This window comes from Janthinobacterium sp. 64, from assembly GCF_002813325.1.
Taxonomy (GTDB): Bacteria; Pseudomonadota; Gammaproteobacteria; order Burkholderiales; family Burkholderiaceae_D; genus Janthinobacterium.
This window is the reverse complement of record NZ_PHUG01000001.1, coordinates 3,625,167-3,644,919: the sequence shown is the minus strand read 5'-3', so window position 1 is coordinate 3,644,919 and position 19,753 is coordinate 3,625,167. Positions and strand designations below refer to the sequence as shown.

At 60.2% G+C, this 19,753-nt stretch carries 16 protein-coding genes; 6 read left to right on the top strand and 10 right to left on the bottom strand.

All coding sequences use genetic code 11. From position 1 onward, the window contains the following. Positions 1-136 precede the first annotated feature (136 nt). The 4 genes from CLU91_RS15960 to CLU91_RS15945 all read left to right on the top strand — a co-directional run bounded on the left by CLU91_RS15960 (position 137) and on the right by CLU91_RS15945 (position 7,058). Positions 137-1,942, top strand: coding sequence for an ABC transporter substrate-binding protein (locus tag CLU91_RS15960; RefSeq protein WP_198521344.1), 1,806 nt, complete (start codon positions 137-139; stop codon positions 1,940-1,942). Between the two features lie 216 nt (positions 1,943-2,158). Next, positions 2,159-4,909: a TonB-dependent receptor gene (locus tag CLU91_RS15955; RefSeq protein WP_232730773.1), complete on the top strand. Its 2,751-nt coding sequence runs from the start codon at positions 2,159-2,161 to the stop codon at positions 4,907-4,909. A gap of 89 nt (positions 4,910-4,998) precedes the next feature. Then, on the top strand, positions 4,999-6,078 hold the full coding sequence (locus tag CLU91_RS15950) for a S66 peptidase family protein (RefSeq protein WP_100874941.1): 1,080 nt from the start codon (positions 4,999-5,001) through the stop codon (positions 6,076-6,078). Between the two features lie 86 nt (positions 6,079-6,164). Continuing rightward, positions 6,165-7,058 carry a YihY/virulence factor BrkB family protein gene (locus CLU91_RS15945; RefSeq protein WP_100874940.1) on the top strand — a complete coding sequence of 298 codons (894 nt, stop codon included), beginning with the start codon at positions 6,165-6,167 and terminating at the stop codon, positions 7,056-7,058. 395 nt (positions 7,059-7,453) lie between these two features. Here the strand turns inward: CLU91_RS15945 and CLU91_RS15940 are convergent, their stop codons facing one another. The 6 genes from CLU91_RS15940 to CLU91_RS15915 form a co-directional block, all read right to left on the bottom strand. Next, on the bottom strand, positions 7,454-8,581 hold the full coding sequence (locus tag CLU91_RS15940; RefSeq protein WP_100874939.1) for an acyl-CoA dehydrogenase family protein: 1,128 nt from the start codon (positions 8,579-8,581) through the stop codon (positions 7,454-7,456). A gap of 39 nt (positions 8,582-8,620) precedes the next feature. Beyond that, positions 8,621-9,289 carry an SDR family oxidoreductase gene (locus tag CLU91_RS15935; RefSeq protein ID WP_100874938.1) on the bottom strand — a complete coding sequence of 223 codons (669 nt, stop codon included), beginning with the start codon at positions 9,287-9,289 and terminating at the stop codon, positions 8,621-8,623. Between the two features lie 72 nt (positions 9,290-9,361). Beyond that, positions 9,362-10,558 (bottom strand): acetyl-CoA C-acyltransferase, encoded by a 1,197-nt coding sequence (locus CLU91_RS15930; protein WP_100874937.1) that lies wholly within the window; start codon positions 10,556-10,558, stop codon positions 9,362-9,364. After that, positions 10,555-12,354, bottom strand: coding sequence for a bifunctional isocitrate dehydrogenase kinase/phosphatase (aceK, locus tag CLU91_RS15925; protein WP_100874936.1), 1,800 nt, complete (start codon positions 12,352-12,354; stop codon positions 10,555-10,557). Before aceK ends, CLU91_RS15930 begins: the two co-directional genes overlap by 4 nt. Before the next feature lie 53 nt (positions 12,355-12,407). Further along, on the bottom strand, positions 12,408-13,592 hold the full coding sequence (locus CLU91_RS15920; RefSeq protein WP_035823159.1) for an isovaleryl-CoA dehydrogenase: 1,185 nt from the start codon (positions 13,590-13,592) through the stop codon (positions 12,408-12,410). Between the two features lie 130 nt (positions 13,593-13,722). After that, a complete protein-coding gene (locus CLU91_RS15915; protein WP_034753754.1) occupies positions 13,723-14,127 on the bottom strand; it encodes a MerR family transcriptional regulator in 405 nt (134 codons plus the stop codon). A gap of 711 nt (positions 14,128-14,838) precedes the next feature. Here CLU91_RS15915 and CLU91_RS15910 point away from each other — a divergent pair. Together CLU91_RS15910 and CLU91_RS15905 are read left to right on the top strand one after the other, a co-directional pair. Next, the gene (locus CLU91_RS15910) at positions 14,839-15,246 is read left to right on the top strand and encodes a hypothetical protein (protein WP_034753756.1); all 408 of its coding nucleotides are present in this window, start codon (positions 14,839-14,841) and stop codon (positions 15,244-15,246) included. 89 nt (positions 15,247-15,335) lie between these two features. Next, positions 15,336-15,662, top strand: coding sequence for a hypothetical protein (locus tag CLU91_RS15905; protein ID WP_100874935.1), 327 nt, complete (start codon positions 15,336-15,338; stop codon positions 15,660-15,662). A 151-nt stretch (positions 15,663-15,813) separates the two neighbouring features. On the opposite strand, the gene CLU91_RS15900 is transcribed toward CLU91_RS15905, so the two are convergent. The 4 genes from CLU91_RS15900 to CLU91_RS15885 all read right to left on the bottom strand — a co-directional run bounded on the left by CLU91_RS15900 (position 15,814) and on the right by CLU91_RS15885 (position 19,661). Further along, positions 15,814-16,428 (bottom strand): UbiX family flavin prenyltransferase, encoded by a 615-nt coding sequence (locus tag CLU91_RS15900; protein WP_100874934.1) that lies wholly within the window; start codon positions 16,426-16,428, stop codon positions 15,814-15,816. Beyond that, the gene (grxD, locus tag CLU91_RS15895) at positions 16,421-16,732 is read right to left on the bottom strand and encodes a Grx4 family monothiol glutaredoxin (RefSeq protein ID WP_100874933.1); all 312 of its coding nucleotides are present in this window, start codon (positions 16,730-16,732) and stop codon (positions 16,421-16,423) included. The genes CLU91_RS15900 and grxD overlap by 8 nt, the downstream gene beginning before the upstream one ends. 105 nt (positions 16,733-16,837) lie before the next feature. Continuing rightward, positions 16,838-17,308: a GNAT family N-acetyltransferase gene (locus CLU91_RS15890; protein WP_100874932.1), complete on the bottom strand. Its 471-nt coding sequence runs from the start codon at positions 17,306-17,308 to the stop codon at positions 16,838-16,840. A 4-nt stretch (positions 17,309-17,312) separates the two neighbouring features. Next, positions 17,313-19,661 (bottom strand): Tex family protein, encoded by a 2,349-nt coding sequence (locus tag CLU91_RS15885; protein ID WP_100874931.1) that lies wholly within the window; start codon positions 19,659-19,661, stop codon positions 17,313-17,315. Positions 19,662-19,753: the final 92 nt, after the last annotated feature.

Sequence of the window (19,753 nt, the reverse complement as noted above, 5' to 3'; positions counted from 1 at the left end):
AGAATGCAGCAATCGCATGCCAAAAAGTTATAAGCTGGCAGCCTGTTTTCATTGGCGCCCCGTCGCTTGCCCGCGTAGTGTGGGGGATGCCTGTCGCTTACCGCTGTTCCTTACCCTTGTCTGCACTGGATCACTGATGATGTTTTTACGCAAAACCGCCTGCGCCGCCGGCCTGGCCCTGTTGACGCTGTTCACTGTAGCGGCCCACGCCGCCGCCGATGCCCGCGCGAACAAGACCTTGCACTTGTTTTTGAGCACCAGCGAGACGGGCCTGGACCCGGCCGTGGCGTCGGACCTGGCCAGCCTGAACTTGATGGAAAACATTTTTGATCCGCTCTTGCGCTATGACTACCTGGCGCGTCCGGTGCAGCTGCAGGGCAATACTGCGCGCGGCTTGCCCGCCGTGGAAGATGGCGGGCGCACGTATACCTTTCACTTGCAGCCAGGTATTTTCTTCACGCCCGATCCCGCTTTCAAGGGACAGCCGCGCGAAGTGACGGCGCAGGATTATGTCTACAGCCTGACGCGGCTGTATGACCCCAGCCTGAAGTCGCCGTGGCTGTTCTTGCTGGAAGACAAGCTGGTGGGCGATGCGGCCTTGAAAAGCAAGTTTAGCTACGACACGCCGATCGCCGGCTTGCAGGCGCTGGACAAATACACCCTGCGCATCCGCCTCAATGGCGTCGACCCGAACTTCCTGTTTTACCTGGCCATGCCGGCGACCGCCGTGGTGGCGCGCGAAGTGGCCGAAGCGTACCCGGCGGCAGGGCAGATCGGTAATCACCCCGTGGGCACGGGGCCGTTTCTGGTGAAGGAGTGGAAACGCAGCGACAAGATCGTGCTGCAAGCCAACCCGACTTTCCGTGCCACCGTGTTTCATACCGAGGCCAAGGCGCTGGCCGCCTTGCCGGTCGACGCGCGCGCCATCGCCATGGCGCTGGAAGGCCAGCGTCTGCCGCTGGTCGAGCGCATCGAAGTGCGCATCGTCGAGGAATATCAATCGCGCATGCTGGGTTTTTTGAAAGGTGAATTCGATTACCTGGAGCAAGTACCGGAATCGATGACGGACATGGTGCTGGAAAACGGCGCCCTGAAACCGGCGTTGGCCGCCAAGGGCTTGCAGCTGACGCGCTTTCCCGTGCTGCAGACGTATTACATGTGGATGAACATGGACGATCCCGTGCTGGGTGGTACGAGCAAGGACAAGCTGGCCCTGCGGCGCGCCATTGCCCTCAGCTACAACAGCCGCGAAGACATCGCGTTATTAAAAAAGGGGCTGGCCTTGCCGGCGCAATCGCCGCTGCCGCCCAATGTGCTCGGTTACGACAAGAGCTACCGCAGTCCCGTCGGCTACGATCCCGTGCTGGCGCGCGCCTTGCTGGAGCGCTTCGGCTACAAGGTGGGCGTCGATGGTTTCCGCACGCAGCCGGACGGCACACCCTTGCTGCTCACCATGCATACGGAACCGAGCACGGTGGGGCGCTTGCGCGACGAATTGTGGCGCCGCAACCTGAACGCCATCGGCCTGCGCGTGGAGTTCAAAAGCGACAAGAAGACGGAAATCATCAAGGCCTCGCGCCTGGGCAAGGTGCAAATGTTCGAGACCAACTGGATCGCCGACTTCCCCGATGGTGATAACTTTATGCAATTGTTGTATGGCGGCAACGTTGGCCGCGCCAACTATGCCCGCTTCAACTTGCCCGATTACAATAAACGCTATGAGGAGGCGCGCCTGCTATCCGATACGCCGCGCCGACGCAGTCTGTACTTCGACCTGTTTCAGCTGATCCACGCTTACACGCCGTGGGTATTGCTGACGCATCCCATCTCTGCCGATCTGCAGCAACCGTGGCTAAAAAACTACAGGCGCCACCCCGTGGAATTCACGTCCTGGCGCTATCTGGACGTCGATCCCGCCAAGGGCCGCCCCGCAGGCAGGTGACCACGTCGCTGAAAAGGGCATTCATTCCAAAAAGTTATGGTTAGGAAAGCATTTTTCATTGGCTGGGCCCGGATGCATCGCGCTACTCTGAAAATGAAAACAAATAAAGTCATGCGCAAATGTCATAAAAAATGTACTGCGGGACAGACGTTGCGACATATCTAACAGCCTGACTTGATAACTCAAGTTTCGATTGCCCAAATAAAGGAGAGACCCGTGAAGTTGAAGAAGCTAGCGCAGTTGGTGGCATTGATGGGGGTGGTGGGGCCGGTGATGGCACAGGAAGCGGCGCCAGCGATGCAACGGGTCGAAGTCACGGGCAGCAGCATCAAACGTGTGGCCAAGGAAGGCGCGCTGCCGGTGCAAGTCATCAGTTTTGAGCAGATGGAAAAGCAGGGCATCACGACGGCCGAGCAACTGGTGCGTACCCTGTCGGCAAACGGCACGGGTGCCGAGAACATGACTTCGGGCAATAACGTCTTTGGCGCCGACGCGGACCGTCTGGCCGGCGGCGCCTCGTTCGCCTCGCTGCGCGGCTTGGGACCGGGCGCGACCTTGGTGCTGCTGAATGGCCGCCGCGTGGCCACGCATGGCGCCAGTGGCCGCGCCGTCGACTTGAATTCCATTCCGCTCGGTGCAATTTCTCGCGTGGAAATCCTCAAGGATGGCGCCTCGGCCATCTACGGCACGGATGCCATCGGCGGCGTGATCAATTTCATTCTGAAAACCAATTACAGCGGCGTGGAAGCCTCCGTTTCCACCAACGACACGCAAGCGGGTGGCGGCGCCACGCGCCGCGCTTCCATCCTGGCCGGCACGGGTTCGCTGGAAGAGGACGGCTACAACCTCATGGGCAGCCTGACCGTCGACAAGGCGCAGCGCCTGAACGGCAGCGACCGCTCCTTCGTCAATGGCTACCAGCCGGGCCGCGGCCTGTCGCCCGATACCACGGGCACGCCGTTTGCCAACCAGATGGCGGGGGCCGGCACGGCATTGGGCACCGCCTTCCAGCTGCCTGGCGATGCGAATCAATACCTGCAAGCCAATCCCCTGAGCTTCCAGGGCAAGTGCGACACGGTACCGGGTATGTCGCAATACCAGACGGCACTGTGGAAAGACGTGACGTCGCCGTTGCGCACCAAGTATTCCTGCGCCTACGACTATGGCGCCGACTATGTGCTGCAATTCCCTGTTGAGCGGGCCAATTTCCTGTCACGCGGCACGTTCAAGCTGGCACCCGACCACCGCATGTTTGTCGAAGCGCTCGGTTCGCGCACCAAGGCTACGGCGATTTTGACGCCGATGCAGGTGCAGACCAGCATTGCCAACAAGGCCGTCTACCCCGTGGGCGGCGCGTATTACCAGGATTTGTCGGCCTACATCCCGTCTTTCGACAAGACCAAGCCGATTGCCTACAAATGGCGCGCCAATGACGTTGGCAACCGCACGCAGGAAAATACCACCGATAACGCCCGCGTACTGCTGGGTTTTGAAGGCAACTTCGGCAAGTGGGATTACAAGACCGGCGTTTCCTACGCGCAAAGCACCACCAAGACCAAGCTGACGGATGGCTATTCCTACACGGACAAGCTGTACGCGGCCCTGGGGACAGGCATCATCAATCCGTGGGTGGGCGCGGGCCAGAGCCAGACGGAAGCGGCCAGGCAATTGATCGAGTCGACCAAGTTCCGTGGCGCCTTCCAGCATGGCAAGACGACCCTGACCCAGATCGATGGCGCCGTCTCGGGCGAGCTGTTCCAGCTGCCGGCTGGCGCCGTGGCGATGGCGGCCGGTTTTGATTTGCGCCGCGAGGGCTACAGTTTCGGACAGGATGTCGATGCCAACCTGATTCTGTTGGCGCCAGGAAATGCCGCATTGAAGGATGTCAGCCGCAACGTCAAGGCCGTGTATGCCGAGTTGCTGGTGCCCGTCATGAAAGACCTGGAAATGCAGCTGGCCGTGCGTCGTGACGATTACAGCCAGGTGGGCGCCACGACGAATCCGAAGATTGCCTTGCGTTATCAGCCGGCCGACTTCGTGCTGTTCCGCGCCTCGGCCAGCAAGGGCTTCCTGGCTCCGAGTTTCGACCAGCTCTATTCAGGTGTATTGACGCAGGAATTGCCGAATGGTGTGAAAGATCAGGAAGGCTGCGCCAAAAATCCTGGCGTGAAGGAATATTGCAGCATCGATCGTCTCAGCTACACGACGGGTGGCAATCTGAACCTGAAGCCGGAAACGTCGAAGCAGGGCAGCGTCGGCATCGTCATCGAACCGGTGAAGGGGTATTCCGCCTCGTTCGATTACTGGGCCATCAATACCCAGGACCAGCTCCTGAAACGCACGCCGCAAGTCGTGCTGGCCAATTACCAGGCGCTGAACCAGTACATTTTCCGCAAATCCGATGGCACCATCGATTATGTACAGGCGGGCTGGTTCAATGCGGGCGGCAGCCGCGTGCGCGGCCTGGACGTCAGCTTGCGCGGCGAAGGCAAGGTCCAGGAAGTGAAATGGACGGCTACCCTGGACGGCACGTACATGGACAGTTTTAAATTTGCCGAATACAAGGGGCAAGAATACAAGGAGCTGGTCGGCAATTTCTACACGCGTGATTTGTACCTGCGCTGGAAACACAATGCCAGCCTCGGTGTCTCGCGCGGCGACTGGAGCGGCTTGCTGGTCCAGAGTTTTGCTTCCGGCTACAAGGACCAGGTACCGAATGACGGCAAGGGCACGCCGCCGCCGGGCTTCAAGGCCGATGTGTCCAGCTACACCACGTATAACTTGTCGGGCACGTACACGGGCTTCAAGAATACCACCTTGACCCTGGGCATCCAGAACCTGTTCGACCGCGATCCGCCGTTCACCGCGCACAACGTGGATGAAGTGGTGGGCGCCGGCTGGGATCCGCGCGTGGCCGACCCGCGTGGCCGCGCCTTCACCTTCCAGCTGAAGTACAAGTTCATGTAAGGCAGCGCTGCCGGCGGCAAGATTGCCGGCATGCTACTCTCGTGCGGCGGCGCCTGACGTCGCCGTTTTTTGTTTCAGGAAAGGGCCGCATGTCCAGTCAGACCAATCTCAGCCGGCGCCGCTTCGGCGGCTTGCTGGCCGCTACCTTGGGGGCGGCAGGCACACCGGCCTGGGCGGCGGCCGCGCAAGGGAAGGGCAAACGCATGCAACAGCCACACGCATTGATCAAGCCGGCGCGCCTGCAGCCGGGTGACCTGGTCGCCATCATCGCACCGGGCGGCTTTACGGATGAAGACGCCATCGCCAAGGCCCAGCGCAATATCGAAGCGCTGGGATTGCGCGCCAGTCTGGGCGCGAATATTCGCGCCGTGCACGGCAATTATGCGGGCACGGTGCAGCAACGCCTCGACGACTTGCACGCCGCTTTCCGCGACCCGGACGTCAAGGCCGTGTGGGCGATACGCGGCGGCTCCGGCTGCATTTCACTGCTGGCGCTGCTCGACTATGCCTTGATACGCGCCAACCCGAAAGTGCTGATCGGCTATTCCGACATCACGGCCTTGCACCTGGCCATCGCCAGCCAGACGGGCCTGGTGACGTTTCACGGTCCCGTGGCTTCATCGACGTTTTCCGAGTACACGGTGACGCAGCTGCAAAACGTGCTGATGATGCCGCAAGAGCAGTACACGATCCCGATGGCGCTGGAGAATCACCGCCGCGCGCAGACGCAGCCGAACTTCGCCATCCGCACCGTGCACGGCGGCCAGGCGACGGGACGCTTGACGGGCGGCAACCTGTGCCTGGTCAGCGCGCTGGCCGGCACGCCGTATGCGGCCGATTTCCGCGAGCATATTCTTTTCCTCGAAGAAATCAACGAAGTGCCGTACCGCATCGACAGGATGTTGTGCCAGCTCGACCTGTCCGTGGGGTTCAACAAGGCGGCGGCATTGATGCTGGGCATCTTCGAGCATTGCGAGGCGGCCGACGGCGATACGTCGCTGACCCTGAACGACACCCTGGACCAGCATTTGCAGCCTTTGCGCGTGCCGGCCGTCAGCGGCTACTCGTTTGGCCACATCCGCCACCAGTTCACGCTACCGATGGGTATATTGGCCACTCTCGATGCGGACCGGCAAACCTTGACTTTATTGGAGCCAGGCGTCTGCTAGCGTACGGTGCAGCGGGGCGCTTGTCCGTATGCTAGTGTGATTGCAGGCGTGGCACGAGGCCGCGTCGCCTTTTCACCGCACCCGATATGATCAACCGCCACGCCAGTACCTACATCCTCAGCCATCCGCTGGCCTTCGTGCTGCAGGTGCTGAAGGGCTTTCGCGCCAACCAGGGCTTGCTGCTGGCGGGCGCCGTCGCGTATTACTCGCTGCTGTCCATCGTGCCCCTGCTGATGCTGGTGGTGGTGGCCTTGTCGCACGTGATCGCGCAGGACGAATTGCTGCAAACAATCGGCCATTACCTGGAGTGGCTGGTACCGGGACAATCGAAAGCCATCGTGGGCGAGATCGCGCATTTTCTCGACAACCGGGGCGTGATCGGCTGGCTGCTGCTGCTCACCATGCTGTTCTTCAGCTCCCTGGCGTTTACCGTGCTTGAAAACGCCATGAGCGTGATCTTTATTCACCGCGTGGCCATCCGCCGCCGCCATTTCCTCATTTCCGCCGTGCTGCCGTATTGCTACATCCTGTGCCTGGGCGTGGGTATCCTGCTGATCACCCTGGTGGCGGGCGGCTTGCAGGTGATGGGCGAGGAAAGCGTGCGCTTCTTGCGCCACGACTGGGGCCTGGAAGGCGTGTCCGGCGTGCTGCTGTATCTGCTGGGGCTGGCGGGTGAAATCCTCGTGCTCAGCTCGATCTACCTGGTCATGCCGGTGGGAAGATTATCGATTACGCATGCGCTGATCGGCGGCGTGACGGCGGCCCTGCTGTGGGAAATCGCGCGCCATGTGCTGGTCTGGTATTTCTCCACCTTGTCGCAGGTCAACGTCGTGTATGGCTCGATGACGACGGCCATCGTCGTCATGTTCAGCCTGGAAATCGGCGCCACCCTGCTGCTGCTGGGCGCGCAAGTAATTTCCGAATACGAAAGAGTGGCGCGTGGCGGCGAAGAGGACAAGCCGCTGGCGCTAAGGACTTGATTTTAAATATTTATTGCACCGCACAAAATGCTGTGCTATACTCCGTTCAGTGATTGAGATTTGGCAGCAAATCATCTCACCATCCAGTTTCAGCGCGGCGACCGACAGGTGTAATGTCGATGGCGTGACAGTGCGAAGAAATGGATTTTGTAATTCCGGATACGATGGTCGATTTTACACTTGGAGTCACCTTGCAGATAGCATGGGAGTCCGAAAATCAGGAGGCACTTTGCAGATAGCACTGGCGTCCATGACACGATTAAAGCATTGGTAATACATTGGAACGAAGCCCGCGCTAGCGGGCTTTTTTTTCGTCTATTGTTGGCAGGAGAAACCCAAAGGCAGAAGCTGGGGTCGTACCCTGCAGGGTACGACCCCGGTCTTTGCCGTGGGGTTTACAAAGCCCGCGCAATCAAAATCTTCTGAATATCGCTGGTTCCCTCATAAATCTGGCACACGCGCACGTCGCGGTAGATGCGCTCGACGGGGAAGTCGGACACATAGCCGTAGCCGCCATGCACCTGGATGGCGTCCGAGCACACTTTTTCCGCCATTTCCGACGCAAACAGCTTGGCCATGGCCGCTTCCTTCAGGCAGGGCAAGCCCGCATCCTTCATGGCCGCCGCGTGGCGTATCAGCTGGCGCGCCGCTTCGATCTGCGTGGCCATGTCGGCCAGGCGGAATTGCACGGCCTGGTGTTCATAGATGGGCTTGCCGAAACTTTCGCGCTCGCGTGCGTACTGCAGGGCTGCCTCATATGCGGCGCGCGCCATGCCCACGGCTTGCGAGGCGATGCCGATGCGTCCGCCTTCCAGGCCGGACAGGGCGATCTTGTAGCCTTGTCCTTCTTCACCGATTAAATTTTCGGCCGGGATGCGGCAATTGTCGAACAGGATTTGCGCCGTGTCCGACGAATGCTGGCCCATCTTCTGTTCCAGTCCCGCCACAATGTAGCCTGGCGTGTTCGTCGGCACCCAGAAGGCACTGATGCCGCGCTTGCCGGCTGCCTTGTCGGTGACGGCCATGACGATGGCCACGTCCGCATACTTGCCGCTGGTAATGAATTGTTTCGTGCCGTTGATGACGTATGCATTGCCATCGCGCGTGGCCGTCGTGCGCAGGGCCGAGGCGTCGCTGCCCGTATGCGGTTCCGTCAGGCAAAACGCACCGAGCATGGCGCCTTGCGCCAGCGGACGCAGCCATTGTTCCTTTTGCGCGTCGTTGGCGTACATCATGGCGATGCTGCACACGGGGCAATTATTCACGGAAATGATGGTCGAGGTGCCGCCATCACCGGCGGCGATTTCTTCCAGCACCAGGGCCAGCGACACGTAATCGAGGCCGGCGCCACCGAGCGCTTCCGGCACGGCCACGCCAAAGGCGCCCAGCGCGGCCAGTTCCTGCAATTCTTCTTTCGGGAAATGATGTTCCTTGTCCCAGCGGGCCGCATTGGGCGCCAGGCGCTCGCGCGAAAAACTGCGCAGCGCTTCCTGGATCATCGTTTGTTCTTCATTGAGTATCATGGGACGTCGTCTCGTATATTTTTATAGTGGATGCGGGAATTACCAGGCGATGGGCTTGCCATCGTAGTTGCGGAACACGGCCTTGTCCGTGGCCGGCAGGCTGGCCAAGGTGGTGCGGATGCCGGCAGCGCTTTGCTCGGGCGAAATATCGGCGCCGGCGCCGCCCATGTCCGTGCGTACCCAGCCCGGGTGGAAGGCGATGCAGCTGACGCCTTGCGGGCCATGCACGAGGGACGTGTCGATCAGCACGGAATTCAAGGCCGCCTTGCTGGCGCGGTACAGCGAACCGCTGGGGTTGCCCCGCTCGCTCAGGGAACCCATGTGCGAGGACAGCACAGCCAGCTTGCCTTTGGCATTGCCGACCAGCGGCGCCAGGATCGGCAGCAGCCGCATGGCCGCCAGCACGTTCGTGTGCATGACGGCATCGAAATCTTCTTGCGTGGGCGTACCGTCGTGACGGGGGCCATACACGCCCGCGTTGAGGATGGCCACGTCGAGCTTTTCATCGTCGAGCTTCCAGCCCAGGCCGGCACAGCCTTCCACATCCGTCACGTCGAGCCGGTGCGCTTCGGCGCCCAGTTGCGCGAGGGCGTCGCAAGCGTCTTGCGTGCGCGCCGTGGCAATCACCCGCCAGCCGTCGTGGCGGTATTGACGGACGATTGCGTGGCCGATGCCGCGCGAGGCGCCGATGATCAATGCGGTAGGCATATTTATTCTCCCTGAAAATAAAATGAAAGCGCACACCGTGAACCGCGGTGCGCGCCCTTGCTCAGGAAGAGCTTATACCAGTTCGATTGCCATCGCCGTCGCTTCGCCGCCGCCGATGCACAGGGCTGCCACGCCGCGCTTGCCGCCGGTTTTTTTCAAGGCACCCAGCAGGGTGACGATGATGCGCGCGCCCGAGGCGCCGATCGGGTGGCCCAGCGCGCACGCGCCGCCGTGGATGTTGATCTTGCTGTGCGGAATGTCGAGGTCGTGCATGGCGGCCATCGGCACGGCCGCGAACGCTTCATTGATCTCGAACAAGTCGACGTTGCTGCTGCTCCAGCCCGTCTTGGCGTACAGCTTTTTCACCGCCCCGATGGGGGCCGTGGTGAACTCGTTCGGCGCCTGCGCATGCGTGGCGTGGCCGTGGATCTTGGCGATGACGGTGCAGCCGAGCTTTTTCGCCGTCGATTCGCGCATCAGCACCAGGGCTGCCGCGCCATCGTTGATCGACGAGGACGAGGCGGCTGTGATGGTGCCATCCTTCTTGAACGCGGCCTTCAAGGTCGGGATTTTTTCCAGGCGGGCTTTTTGTGGGCCTTCATCGATACTGACGATGGTGTCGCCGCCGCGGCCGGAAACGGTGACTGGCGCGATTTCCCATGCAAAACTGCCATCCTTGGTGGCCGCTTGCGCGCGTTTCACCGATTCGATGGCAAACGCATCCTGCGCTTCGCGCGTGAACTGGTACTGGCTGGCGCATTCTTCGGCAAACGTGCCCATCGAGCGGGCGTTGCCCTTTTCATCGCGGCTGTAGGCGTCTTCCAGGCCATCCATCATCATGTGGTCATAGATCATGCCGTGGCCGATGCGGTAGCCGCCGCGCGCCTTCGGCACCAGGTAGGGGGCGTTGGTCATCGATTCCATGCCGCCCGCCACCACCACGTCGGCGCTGCCGGCGAGCAAGGTGTCATGCGCGAACATGGTCGTCTGCATGGCCGAGCCGCACATTTTCGACAGGGTCACGGCACCCGTGGAATCGGGCAAGCCGGCCTTGCGCAAGGCTTGACGGGCAGGTGCCTGGCCCTGGCCGGCCATCAGGCAATTGCCGAAAAACACGTGCTCAACGGCATCCGGCGCCACGCCGGAGCGTTCCACGGCGGCGCGGATGGCCACGGCGCCCAGGTCGCTGGCGGTGACGTTGGCAAAGTCGCCCTGGAAGGCGCCCATGGGGGTGCGCGCGGCACCGACGATTACGACTGGATCATTCATGTTGGATCTCCGGTTAAGGGTGGGGAGGGTGACTGCATACAAAAACGCAGGTGCTGCGGATACGGGAAGACGTCCTCGATATGGCCGTCTTCGATGCGCTGCTTGCGCGCCTGCCAATATTGCGCCGTCAGCAGGTCGGCATGGTGCTGCATGAAATACTTGCGGATGCGGGGATTGCCCAGCAGGAAGGTGCCGAATTGTTCGGGAAACACATCGTGCTTGCCGATGGGATACCACGGTTCGGCCGACATTTCTTCCTCCTCCGTGCGGGCTTGCGGGATGATGCGGAACTGGCAATCGGTGATGTACTCGATTTCATCGTAATCGTAAAAAACGACACGCTGATGACGGGTCACGCCAAAGTTTTTATACAGCATGTCGCCGGGGAAAATATTCGCCGCCACCAACTCCTTGATGGCGTTGCCGTACTCGATGATGGCGTGTTCCACCAGGTCAGCGCGGCCTTCCTTTTCGGCATTGCTCAGCCACATGTTCAGCGGCACCATGCGCCGCTCGATGTACAGGTGGCGGATGATGATCTGCTCGTCGTCTTCTTCGATCAGCGAGGGGGCGAATTGTTTCAGCTCGGCCAGCAATTCCTCGGCAAAACGGGCGCGGGGAAAGGCCACGTTGGAATACTCGAGCGTGTCGGCCATGCGGCCCACGCGGTCATGGTGTTTCACCAGCAAATACTTTTGCTGGACTTGCGCGCGCGTGGTTTCCTTGGGGGGAGGAAAGAAATCCTTGATGACCTTGAAGACATACGGAAACGAGGGCAGGGCAAACACCAGCATCACGAGGCCGCGGATGCCGGGCGCGCTTTCAAAGTGGTCCGATGAGTGTTTTAAATGCTGCAGGTAGTCGCGGTAAAACAAGGTCTTGCCTTGTTTCTGCAGGCCCAGGATCGTATAGATTTCGCTGCGCGGTTTGCGCGGCAGCAAGCTGCGCAGGAATTGCACATAGGCCGACGGCACTTCCATATCCACCAGGAAGTAGGCGCGCGTAAACGAAAACAGCACGGCGATCTGCTGCTGCTCGAACAGCACCGTGTCGAGTACCAGCTTGCCGTGGCGGTTGTGCAGGATCGGCACGACGAACGGATATTCGCGGTTGCCGTTGATGCCCTTGCCGACCAGGTAGGCACCCTTGTTGCGGTAAAACAAGCTGGTCAAGACCTGGAGCTGGTGGTTCGGCTCGATCCGGTCACTGCCGAACAGCTGCTGCAAACGCGCTTCCACCTGGGCCACGTCACGCTCCAGGTCGGCAAAGGCGCAGTCGAGCTGGAAGCCCGTCACCATGCCTTGCAGAGTATGGCGCAAGCCATCCTTGCCGGGGTAATACACGCGGTAGGTGGGGACGGGGTCTTGCGTCTCGATGTATTCCGTGGAAACGACGGGACGCACGAAAATATAGTCGTTATTGAAATACGTGCGGTGCAGGATGTTGCAGCAGACGGAATTGAAGAAGGTTTCCGCCAGTTCCGGCTGCTTGTGTTCCGTCAGCATGCCGATGTAGTGCAGCTTCAGTTCGCGCCACACTTCGTCGCTCAACTCCGACTCTTCGTACTCATCTTCGAGCATCTGCACGCATTCCTGCACGCGCTTGTCATAAAAGTCGATGCGTTCGCGGGCTGCCGTTTGCGCCGCGCTCCAGGCGCCTTGCTCGAAGTACCGCTTGGCGTGCTGGCTCGTTTCACGGAACAGACGGTAATGCTTGTCGAAGCCGTCGCGGATGGTGCGCGCGATATCGAATGCAATCTGGGAAGAGAGCAATTTGGGGAAGGCAATGTGCGTCATAGTTGTGCTCGCATGAATGGCTCATCACCCAGTCGATCGTCGCGCGCCCGTGCTTACTTGGTTTCCGCAAACAGTTCGCGGCCTATCAGCATGCGGCGGATTTCGCTGGTCCCGGCGCCGATTTCATACAGCTTGGCATCGCGCCACAGGCGGCCGGCCGGATACTCGTTGATGTAGCCGTTGCCGCCCAGGGCCTGGATCGCTTCGCCCGCCATCCAGGTCGCTTTCTCTGCACTATACAGAATGGCGCCGGCCGCATCCTTGCGCAACTGGCGCACGGCTTCCGGCGTGGTGGCGCGGTCGCAGGCCTGGCCCACTGCGTAGACATAGGCCTTGCACGCCATCATGGTCGAATACATATCGGCCAGCTTACCTTGCATCAACTGGAATTCGCCGATGGCCTGGCCGAATTGCTTGCGGTCATGCACGTAGGGCACGACCAGGTCCATGCAAGCCTGCATGATGCCCAGCGGGCCGCCGGACAGCACGGTGCGCTCGAAGTCGAGCCCCGACATCAGTACATTGACGCCCTTGCCCAGGCCACCGAGCACGTTTTCGGCCGGCACTTCGCAATCCTGGAACACCAGTTCGCCCGTGTGCGAGCCGCGCATGCCCAGCTTGTCGAGTTTTTGCGCGATGGAAAAGCCCTTGAAATTCTTTTCGATCAGGAAGGCCGTCATGCCGCGCGGACCTGCTTCCAGGTCGTTTTTCGCGTACACCACCAGCACGTCCGCGTCGGGGCCGTTGGTGATCCACATCTTGGTGCCGTTCAAGACCCAGCGGTCGCCCTTGAAGTCGGCGCGCAGCTTCATGCTGACGACGTCCGAGCCCGCGTTCGGCTCCGACATGGCCAGCGCGCCGATGTGCTCGCCCGTGATCAGTTTCGGCAGGTATTTGGCTTTTTGCTCGGCCGTGCCGTTGCGCTTGATCTGGTTCACGCACAGGTTCGAGTGGGCGCCGTAGGACAGGCCGACGGACGCCGAGGCGCGCGAGATCTCTTCCATGGCGATGATGTGCGCCAGGTAGCCCATGCCAGCGCCGCCGTACTCTTCGCTGACGGTGATGCCGAGCAAACCCATGTCGCCCATCTTGCGCCACAGATCCATGGGGAACTGGTCCGTGCGGTCGATGTCGGCCGCGCGCGGCGCGATTTCGGCGGCGGCGAATTGTTGGATCGCTTCACGCAAGGAGGCGATGTCGTCGCCGTGGTCAAAGGTCAAGCCTGGGAGATGGAGCATGTCGTCCTCGTCGTCGTTATAAGTATGAGTGTAGCGGTCATGGGTGCCGGGTCAGTGAAGCTATGATACTCAGTTGTGACGTTTACGTAAACGTCAACCGATGCGCGGCAGCGGTCTGCTGCTCGCGCCTTTAGTTTGTTTGCGCCTTATCAAGGTTCAAGTCCGCCAGCATGCGCGCGCATGCGTCTTCATGCGCGCTGATTTCCGCCAGCGCCATTTCGATATCGATGCGCTGCTGCTCCAGCGTTTGCCGGTGCTGCGCCAGCACGCCCAGGAAGCGGTCCATCTGCGCGCGCGTGTCCTTCGGCGACTCGTACATGTCGACCAGGCTCTTGATTTCCGACAAGGCCAGGCCCAGGCGCTTGCCGCGCAGGGTCAGCTTCAGGCGGGTGCGGTCGCGCGGCGTGTAGACACGGCTGCGCCCGCCGGCGCCTTCGCGTTTCGGGCTGAGCAAGCCCTGGTCTTCATAGAAACGGATGGCGCGTGCCGTGATGTCGAATTCCCGCGCCAGTTCGGTAATGGTATAGGTCGTCATTGCTGCGGGCGGTGTCGGTTGCATGGGTGATCGGTAGCTGGATGGGTACTGCGAGGCAATGGTGGCAAAGTGCCGTTTACGTCAACGTCAATACTATTGTAGCGTGCCCTGCCCGTGCTGCAACAAAGAAAAAAGAAGGCGTGAACGCGGGAGTTTGGCGAATCAGACAACAATTACTGAAAATAAATTGATTCTTCTTGCGCAAACGCGCTTAAGATCGAGAGTTGGTGGCCAAGATGACACCAAAAAGAGCTTTCCTGGCATAACGGCGACATTCTTTTCGCTGCGATGGCAGTAAAATTTTTGGACGCAGTCTGTATCCAGTAGGCACGATCAAAAAAACAACGTTTTGCTATGAGTACGTTGTATTTGTCGTTTCTATATTGAAAACAAAATGGCCCTTCTGAAAACTTTGTCTACAAGAAATTGTATGACATGGGCATTGCATGTATCGTAGAGGAAGGCATTATCCGATACCGTACGTTGTAATGCCAAACCGAGGCTTTGAATCGTGCTGCAGTGCGAAAATCAAGGCCAGCCGCGAATTTGAACCGAAGCCACACAGAATCACAAGAGAAAATTTGGGCCACTTTTGCACCTGAAAAGCCTGGCCGGAGTGTTAATTGTTAATTTTCACTCTTTTCAAATGTAACAATCTGTATGGTCATTCAAGAAACTGACTTTCATGTTACAACATGAAATAGTACACCTATGAATTCTTCTAACGAACGCGAAAGCTTCAGCCAACGACTTCAGTTGGCTCTCAAAAACGCCCATTACTCTCCAGACAGCCCGACCAGACTGGCCCGGGAATTCAACATCCGTTTCGACGGACGCCCGATTACCGTGCATGCAGCTAGGAAATGGTTAGTAGGTGAAGCAATTCCTACGCAAGAGAAATTGCGCATGATTGCCCAATGGTTGGGCGTTCCGGCGGAATGGTTGCGGTTTGGCGGCCCGGAAAGCGCCACGCCGAATGGCGAAGCGGGCAGCGCTTTGTCGCGTTTTGAGTCCGCCGATGTGAAATTAATTGCCGATTTGCAAAGATTAGATGAACATCATCGTCAAATCGCGCGTGAATTTATTCGCATGCTGGTCAGAGTCAACTACCAAAAGTAAGCATTCAGGCCCTCCCAGGCCGGCGCCGTCCGCTTTTCGCTGGCGGTGCTCCCCCTGTCATTTTATTTGCGCAAGGTCATACTGGAGACATGATTTTGCTGCACAATAAGACCTCGCATGTTGCGCTGCAGCGGAATTATTTGACAATAATCCCGTACGCAGCGGCGCGGCAGCCAATACCAGCGCATAATCACAGCAGAAGCAGCCAGTTCATCCACTACGGAGCCGAGCATTTGAGCCGTCTTATGAAAAGTAACTACAGCAATACCGCGCAGCTGAAGGACTTGATGACCGTGCCTCCCATGACTGCCGCGCAACATGCGGAAGTGATGCGCAAACGGATCGCCCACCGCAGGATGGTTGAAGAAGCCAGGGATTTGAAACAGGCAAGTGCCATGCAGTTCGACAAGAGATGAGGGATGCCTGACCAAAGCTACTGCGCATCGCGCTTTGCGGCCGGCGATGCTCACCGTGCTTCAGCACGGTTGCGCTTCTCGGCCACAAATCACTGACGCTCGCTACGCTTTTGTCAGGCATCGTGACGTGCGTAGTTGGTGATGTAGCCTGTTAGTTTGTTGCTGGCTGGTCTGGCGTTTTCAAACCATTCCACCGTGGCGCCAGGGCGTGCTCGATGCCGAGCAGGTCGATGACGCGCGCCACCGTATGGTCGACCATGTCCGCGATGCTGTGCGGGTGGTGATAAAAGCTTGGCAAGGGCGGGAAGATGATGCCGCCCATTTCGGTCACGGCTGTCATATTGCGCAGGTGCGCCAGGTTGAACGGCGTTTCGCGCACCATCAGGATCAGGCGCCGGCGCTCCTTGAGCACCACATCGGCGGCCCGCGTGATCAAATTATCCGACAAGCCATGCGCCACGGCCGCCAGCGTCTTCATCGAGCACGGCGCGACGACCATGCCATCCGATTGAAACGAGCCGCTGGCGATCGACGCGCCGATGTCGCGCAGCTTGTGCACCACATGTGCCTGCGCTTCGATGTCCTTGCGCCCCACGCCCGTTTCCTGGTGCAGGGTCAGTACGGCCGCATCCGACAAGACCAGATGCGTCTCGACGCCGGGGATGGCGCCGAGTAACTGCAGCAGCCGCAAGCCATACACGGCGCCCGTGGCGCCCGTGATGGCCACGACGATACGGCGCGGCCGCGCAAGCTGGCTATCAGGCATTGATCAGGGATTTCAATTCGCCCGATTCAAACATTTCATTCATGATATCGGAACCACCGATGAACTCGCCTTTCACATACAGCTGCGGAATGGTTGGCCAGTTCGAGTAATCCTTGATGCCCTGGCGAACTTCCGGGTCGTCCAGCACGTTGACGGTAGCGATGTTTTCCACGCCGCAGGCCTTCAGGATCTGGATGGCGCGGCCGGAAAAGCCGCACTGCGGAAATTGGGCGGTGCCCTTCATGAACAGCACGACTGGCGTGTTCGTCACGGTTTCTTTGATCCAGGTTTGTACGTCGCTCATAGCTGCCTCTGATGGGTAAATAAATAGATGCCGTCATTTTATAAGAAAACGACGGCACGGGTATGCGCTCAAGTCATAAATCGGGCAAGTCAGCCACGCTGACGCTTATAAGGTCTTGCCCAGGCATACCGATTGTGCCGCACCCACGTATTTGCCCCAGGCAATGACGGGTGCATAGCCGTGTTTGGCATAAAACGCCACGGCACGGCTATTCGCCACGCGCGTGGACAGGTGCAAGGCCTGGTAGCCATGCACACGCGCCTGCGCCTCCACATGGGCCAGCAGGGCCGCGCCCACGCCGGCCGAACCCGGGCGCGCATACATGCGCTTGAGTTCGCCTATGGCGCTGTCCGCTTCGCCCAGCGGGCGCAGGGCGGCGCAGCCGAACAGTTCTCCAGCCGCATCGCGGGCCAGGTAAAAGCCGCCGCGCGGCGTTGCCGCTTCTACATCGAAGGAAGAACGGCCACTGTCGCCATTGATGCGCAGCAGCGCGTCCGACAATGCGTCGAGCAGCAACTGGGCATCGGCGCTGGCGGCATCCACCGCCAGGATGATCAGATCATGCCCGGCGGCCATGCACTTAGCCGCGCAGCTTGGCGAACGCAGCGGCCATGCTGCCGGCCGGCTCGGGCGCATTGCGCGACTGCGACTGGTGCTGCGCCATGCTGCGGCGGTCGTTGCGGTCGCCCTTTTGCTCGGGTTTGCTGCCCGCCTGCGGCGCGCTGTCCGTCAAACGCATGGTCAGCGCGATGCGCTTGCGCTTTTCGTCGACTTCCAGCACTTTCACGCGCACGACCTGGCCAGCTTTGACCACCGTGTGCGGGTCTTTTACAAAGGTGTTCGACAGGGCCGAGATGTGCACGAGGCCATCCTGGTGCACGCCGATGTCGACGAAGGCGCCAAAGGCGGCCACGTTGGTGACTACGCCTTCTAAAATCATGTCCGGGCGCAAGTCGCGGATTTCTTCCACGCCTTCCTTGAAGGTGGCGGTGGTGAATTCCGGACGCGGGTCGCGGCCCGGCTTTTCCAGTTCCTTCAAAATGTCGGAAATGGTTGGCACGCCAAACGTTTCATCGGCGTACTTTGCGGGGCTCAAGGTTTTCAGCAGCGCCGTTTCGCCGATGACGGCCTGGATATCCTTTTTGATGTCGGCGAGGATTTTTTCCACCAGCGGGTACGATTCCGGGTGGACGGCCGAAGCGTCCAGCGGGTTGTCTCCGCCCATCACGCGCAAAAAGCCCGCAGCCTGTTCATACGTCTTGTCGCCCAGGCGCGGCACGGCTTTCAAGGCCGCGCGCGAAGTGAACGCGCCCTTCATGTCGCGGTAGCTGACGATGCTTTGCGCCACGCTGGCCGACAGGCCGGACACGCGCGCCAGCAGGGGCGCCGACGCCGTATTGACGTCCACGCCGACGGCGTTCACGCAATCTTCCACCACCGCATCGAGCGAGCGAGCCAGCTGGCTTTGGCTCACGTCGTGCTGGTACTGGCCCACGCCGATCGATTTCGGGTCAATCTTGACCAGTTCGGCCAGCGGGTCTTGCAGACGGCGGGCGATGGAGACGGCGCCGCGCAGGGACACATCCATGTCCGGCAACTCTTTCGACGCGAATTCGGACGCCGAATACACCGACGCGCCCGCTTCCGAGACGACGATCTTCGTCATCTTCGCTTCCGGGTGCTGCTTGATCAAATCCTGCGCCAGTTTATCGGTCTCGCGCGAGGCGGTGCCGTTGCCAATCGAAATGAGCGACACATTGTGCTTGGCGGCCAGGCGGCCCAGCGTATGCAGCGAGCCGTCCCAGTCATTCTTCGGCTGGTGCGGGTAGATCACGGCCGTGTCGACGACTTTACCGGTGGCATCGACGACAGCGACCTTGACGCCCGTGCGCAAGCCAGGGTCGAGGCCCATGGTGGCGCGCTGGCCGGCCGGCGCGGCCAGCAGCAGCGCTTTCAGATTGGTGGCGAAGACGTTGATGGCGTCGAGTTCCGAGCGTTCGCGCAGCGCGCCCATCAGTTCCGTTTCCAGGTGCATGAAGCTTTTCACGCGCCAGGTCCAGCGTGCCGTGTCCGCCAGCCATTTGTCGGCCGGGCGGCCTTGTTGCTTGATGCCGAAGCGGGCGGCGATGCGGCCTTCGCACGGGTTGTGCGGCGCATCCCATTTCGGTTTTTCCGCTTCCGTGTCCAGGCGCAGGGTGACGTCGAGGATAACCTCGCGGCGGCCGCGCAGCAGCGCCAGCGCGCGGTGTGATGGGACTGTGGAAATGGTTTCCGAGTAGTCGAAATAATCGGCGAATTTTTCACCTTCGTCCTGCTTGCCTTCCACCACTTTCGATTCGACGATGCCATGTTCCTGCACGTATTCGCGCAAAGTTTGCAGCAAGGTTGCGTCTTCGGCGAAGCGTTCCATCAGAATCTGGCGCGCGCCGTCGAGGGCCGCCTTGGTGTCCGCCACGCCCGGGTTGTTGCCGTCGGCACTAGTAAACGCGTCGCGCAGGAACTTGCCCGCTTCCATTTCCGGCGTCAGTTCAGGGTTCTCCAGCAAACAGTGGGCCAGCGGCATCAGGCCCGCTTCGATGGCGATCTGCGCCTTCGTGCGGCGCTTCTGTTTGTACGGCAAGTACAAATCTTCCAGGCGCGTCTTGTCTTCCGCGTGCATGACGGCGTCGAGCAGCTCGGGCGTCATCTTGTTCTGTTCCGTGATCGAGGCCACGATGGCGGCGCGCCGCTCTTCCAGCTCGCGCAGATAGCGCAAGCGCTCTTCGAGCAGGCGCAGCTGGATATCGTCGAGGCCGCCGGTCGCTTCCTTGCGGTAACGGGCGATGAAGGGCACGGTGGCGCCTTCGTCGAGCAGTTCGATGGCGGCGGCAACCTGCACCGGTTTGGCGGCAAGTTCAAGGGCAAGGCGTTGTTCGATAGTGGGCAGCATGGTTGTTTCCAGAGCGATCAAGCCTGGAATGATACGCAATCGGCGCGATTGCGCAATCTTGACAGCGCAAATGGACTGTGCGTTGACAACAA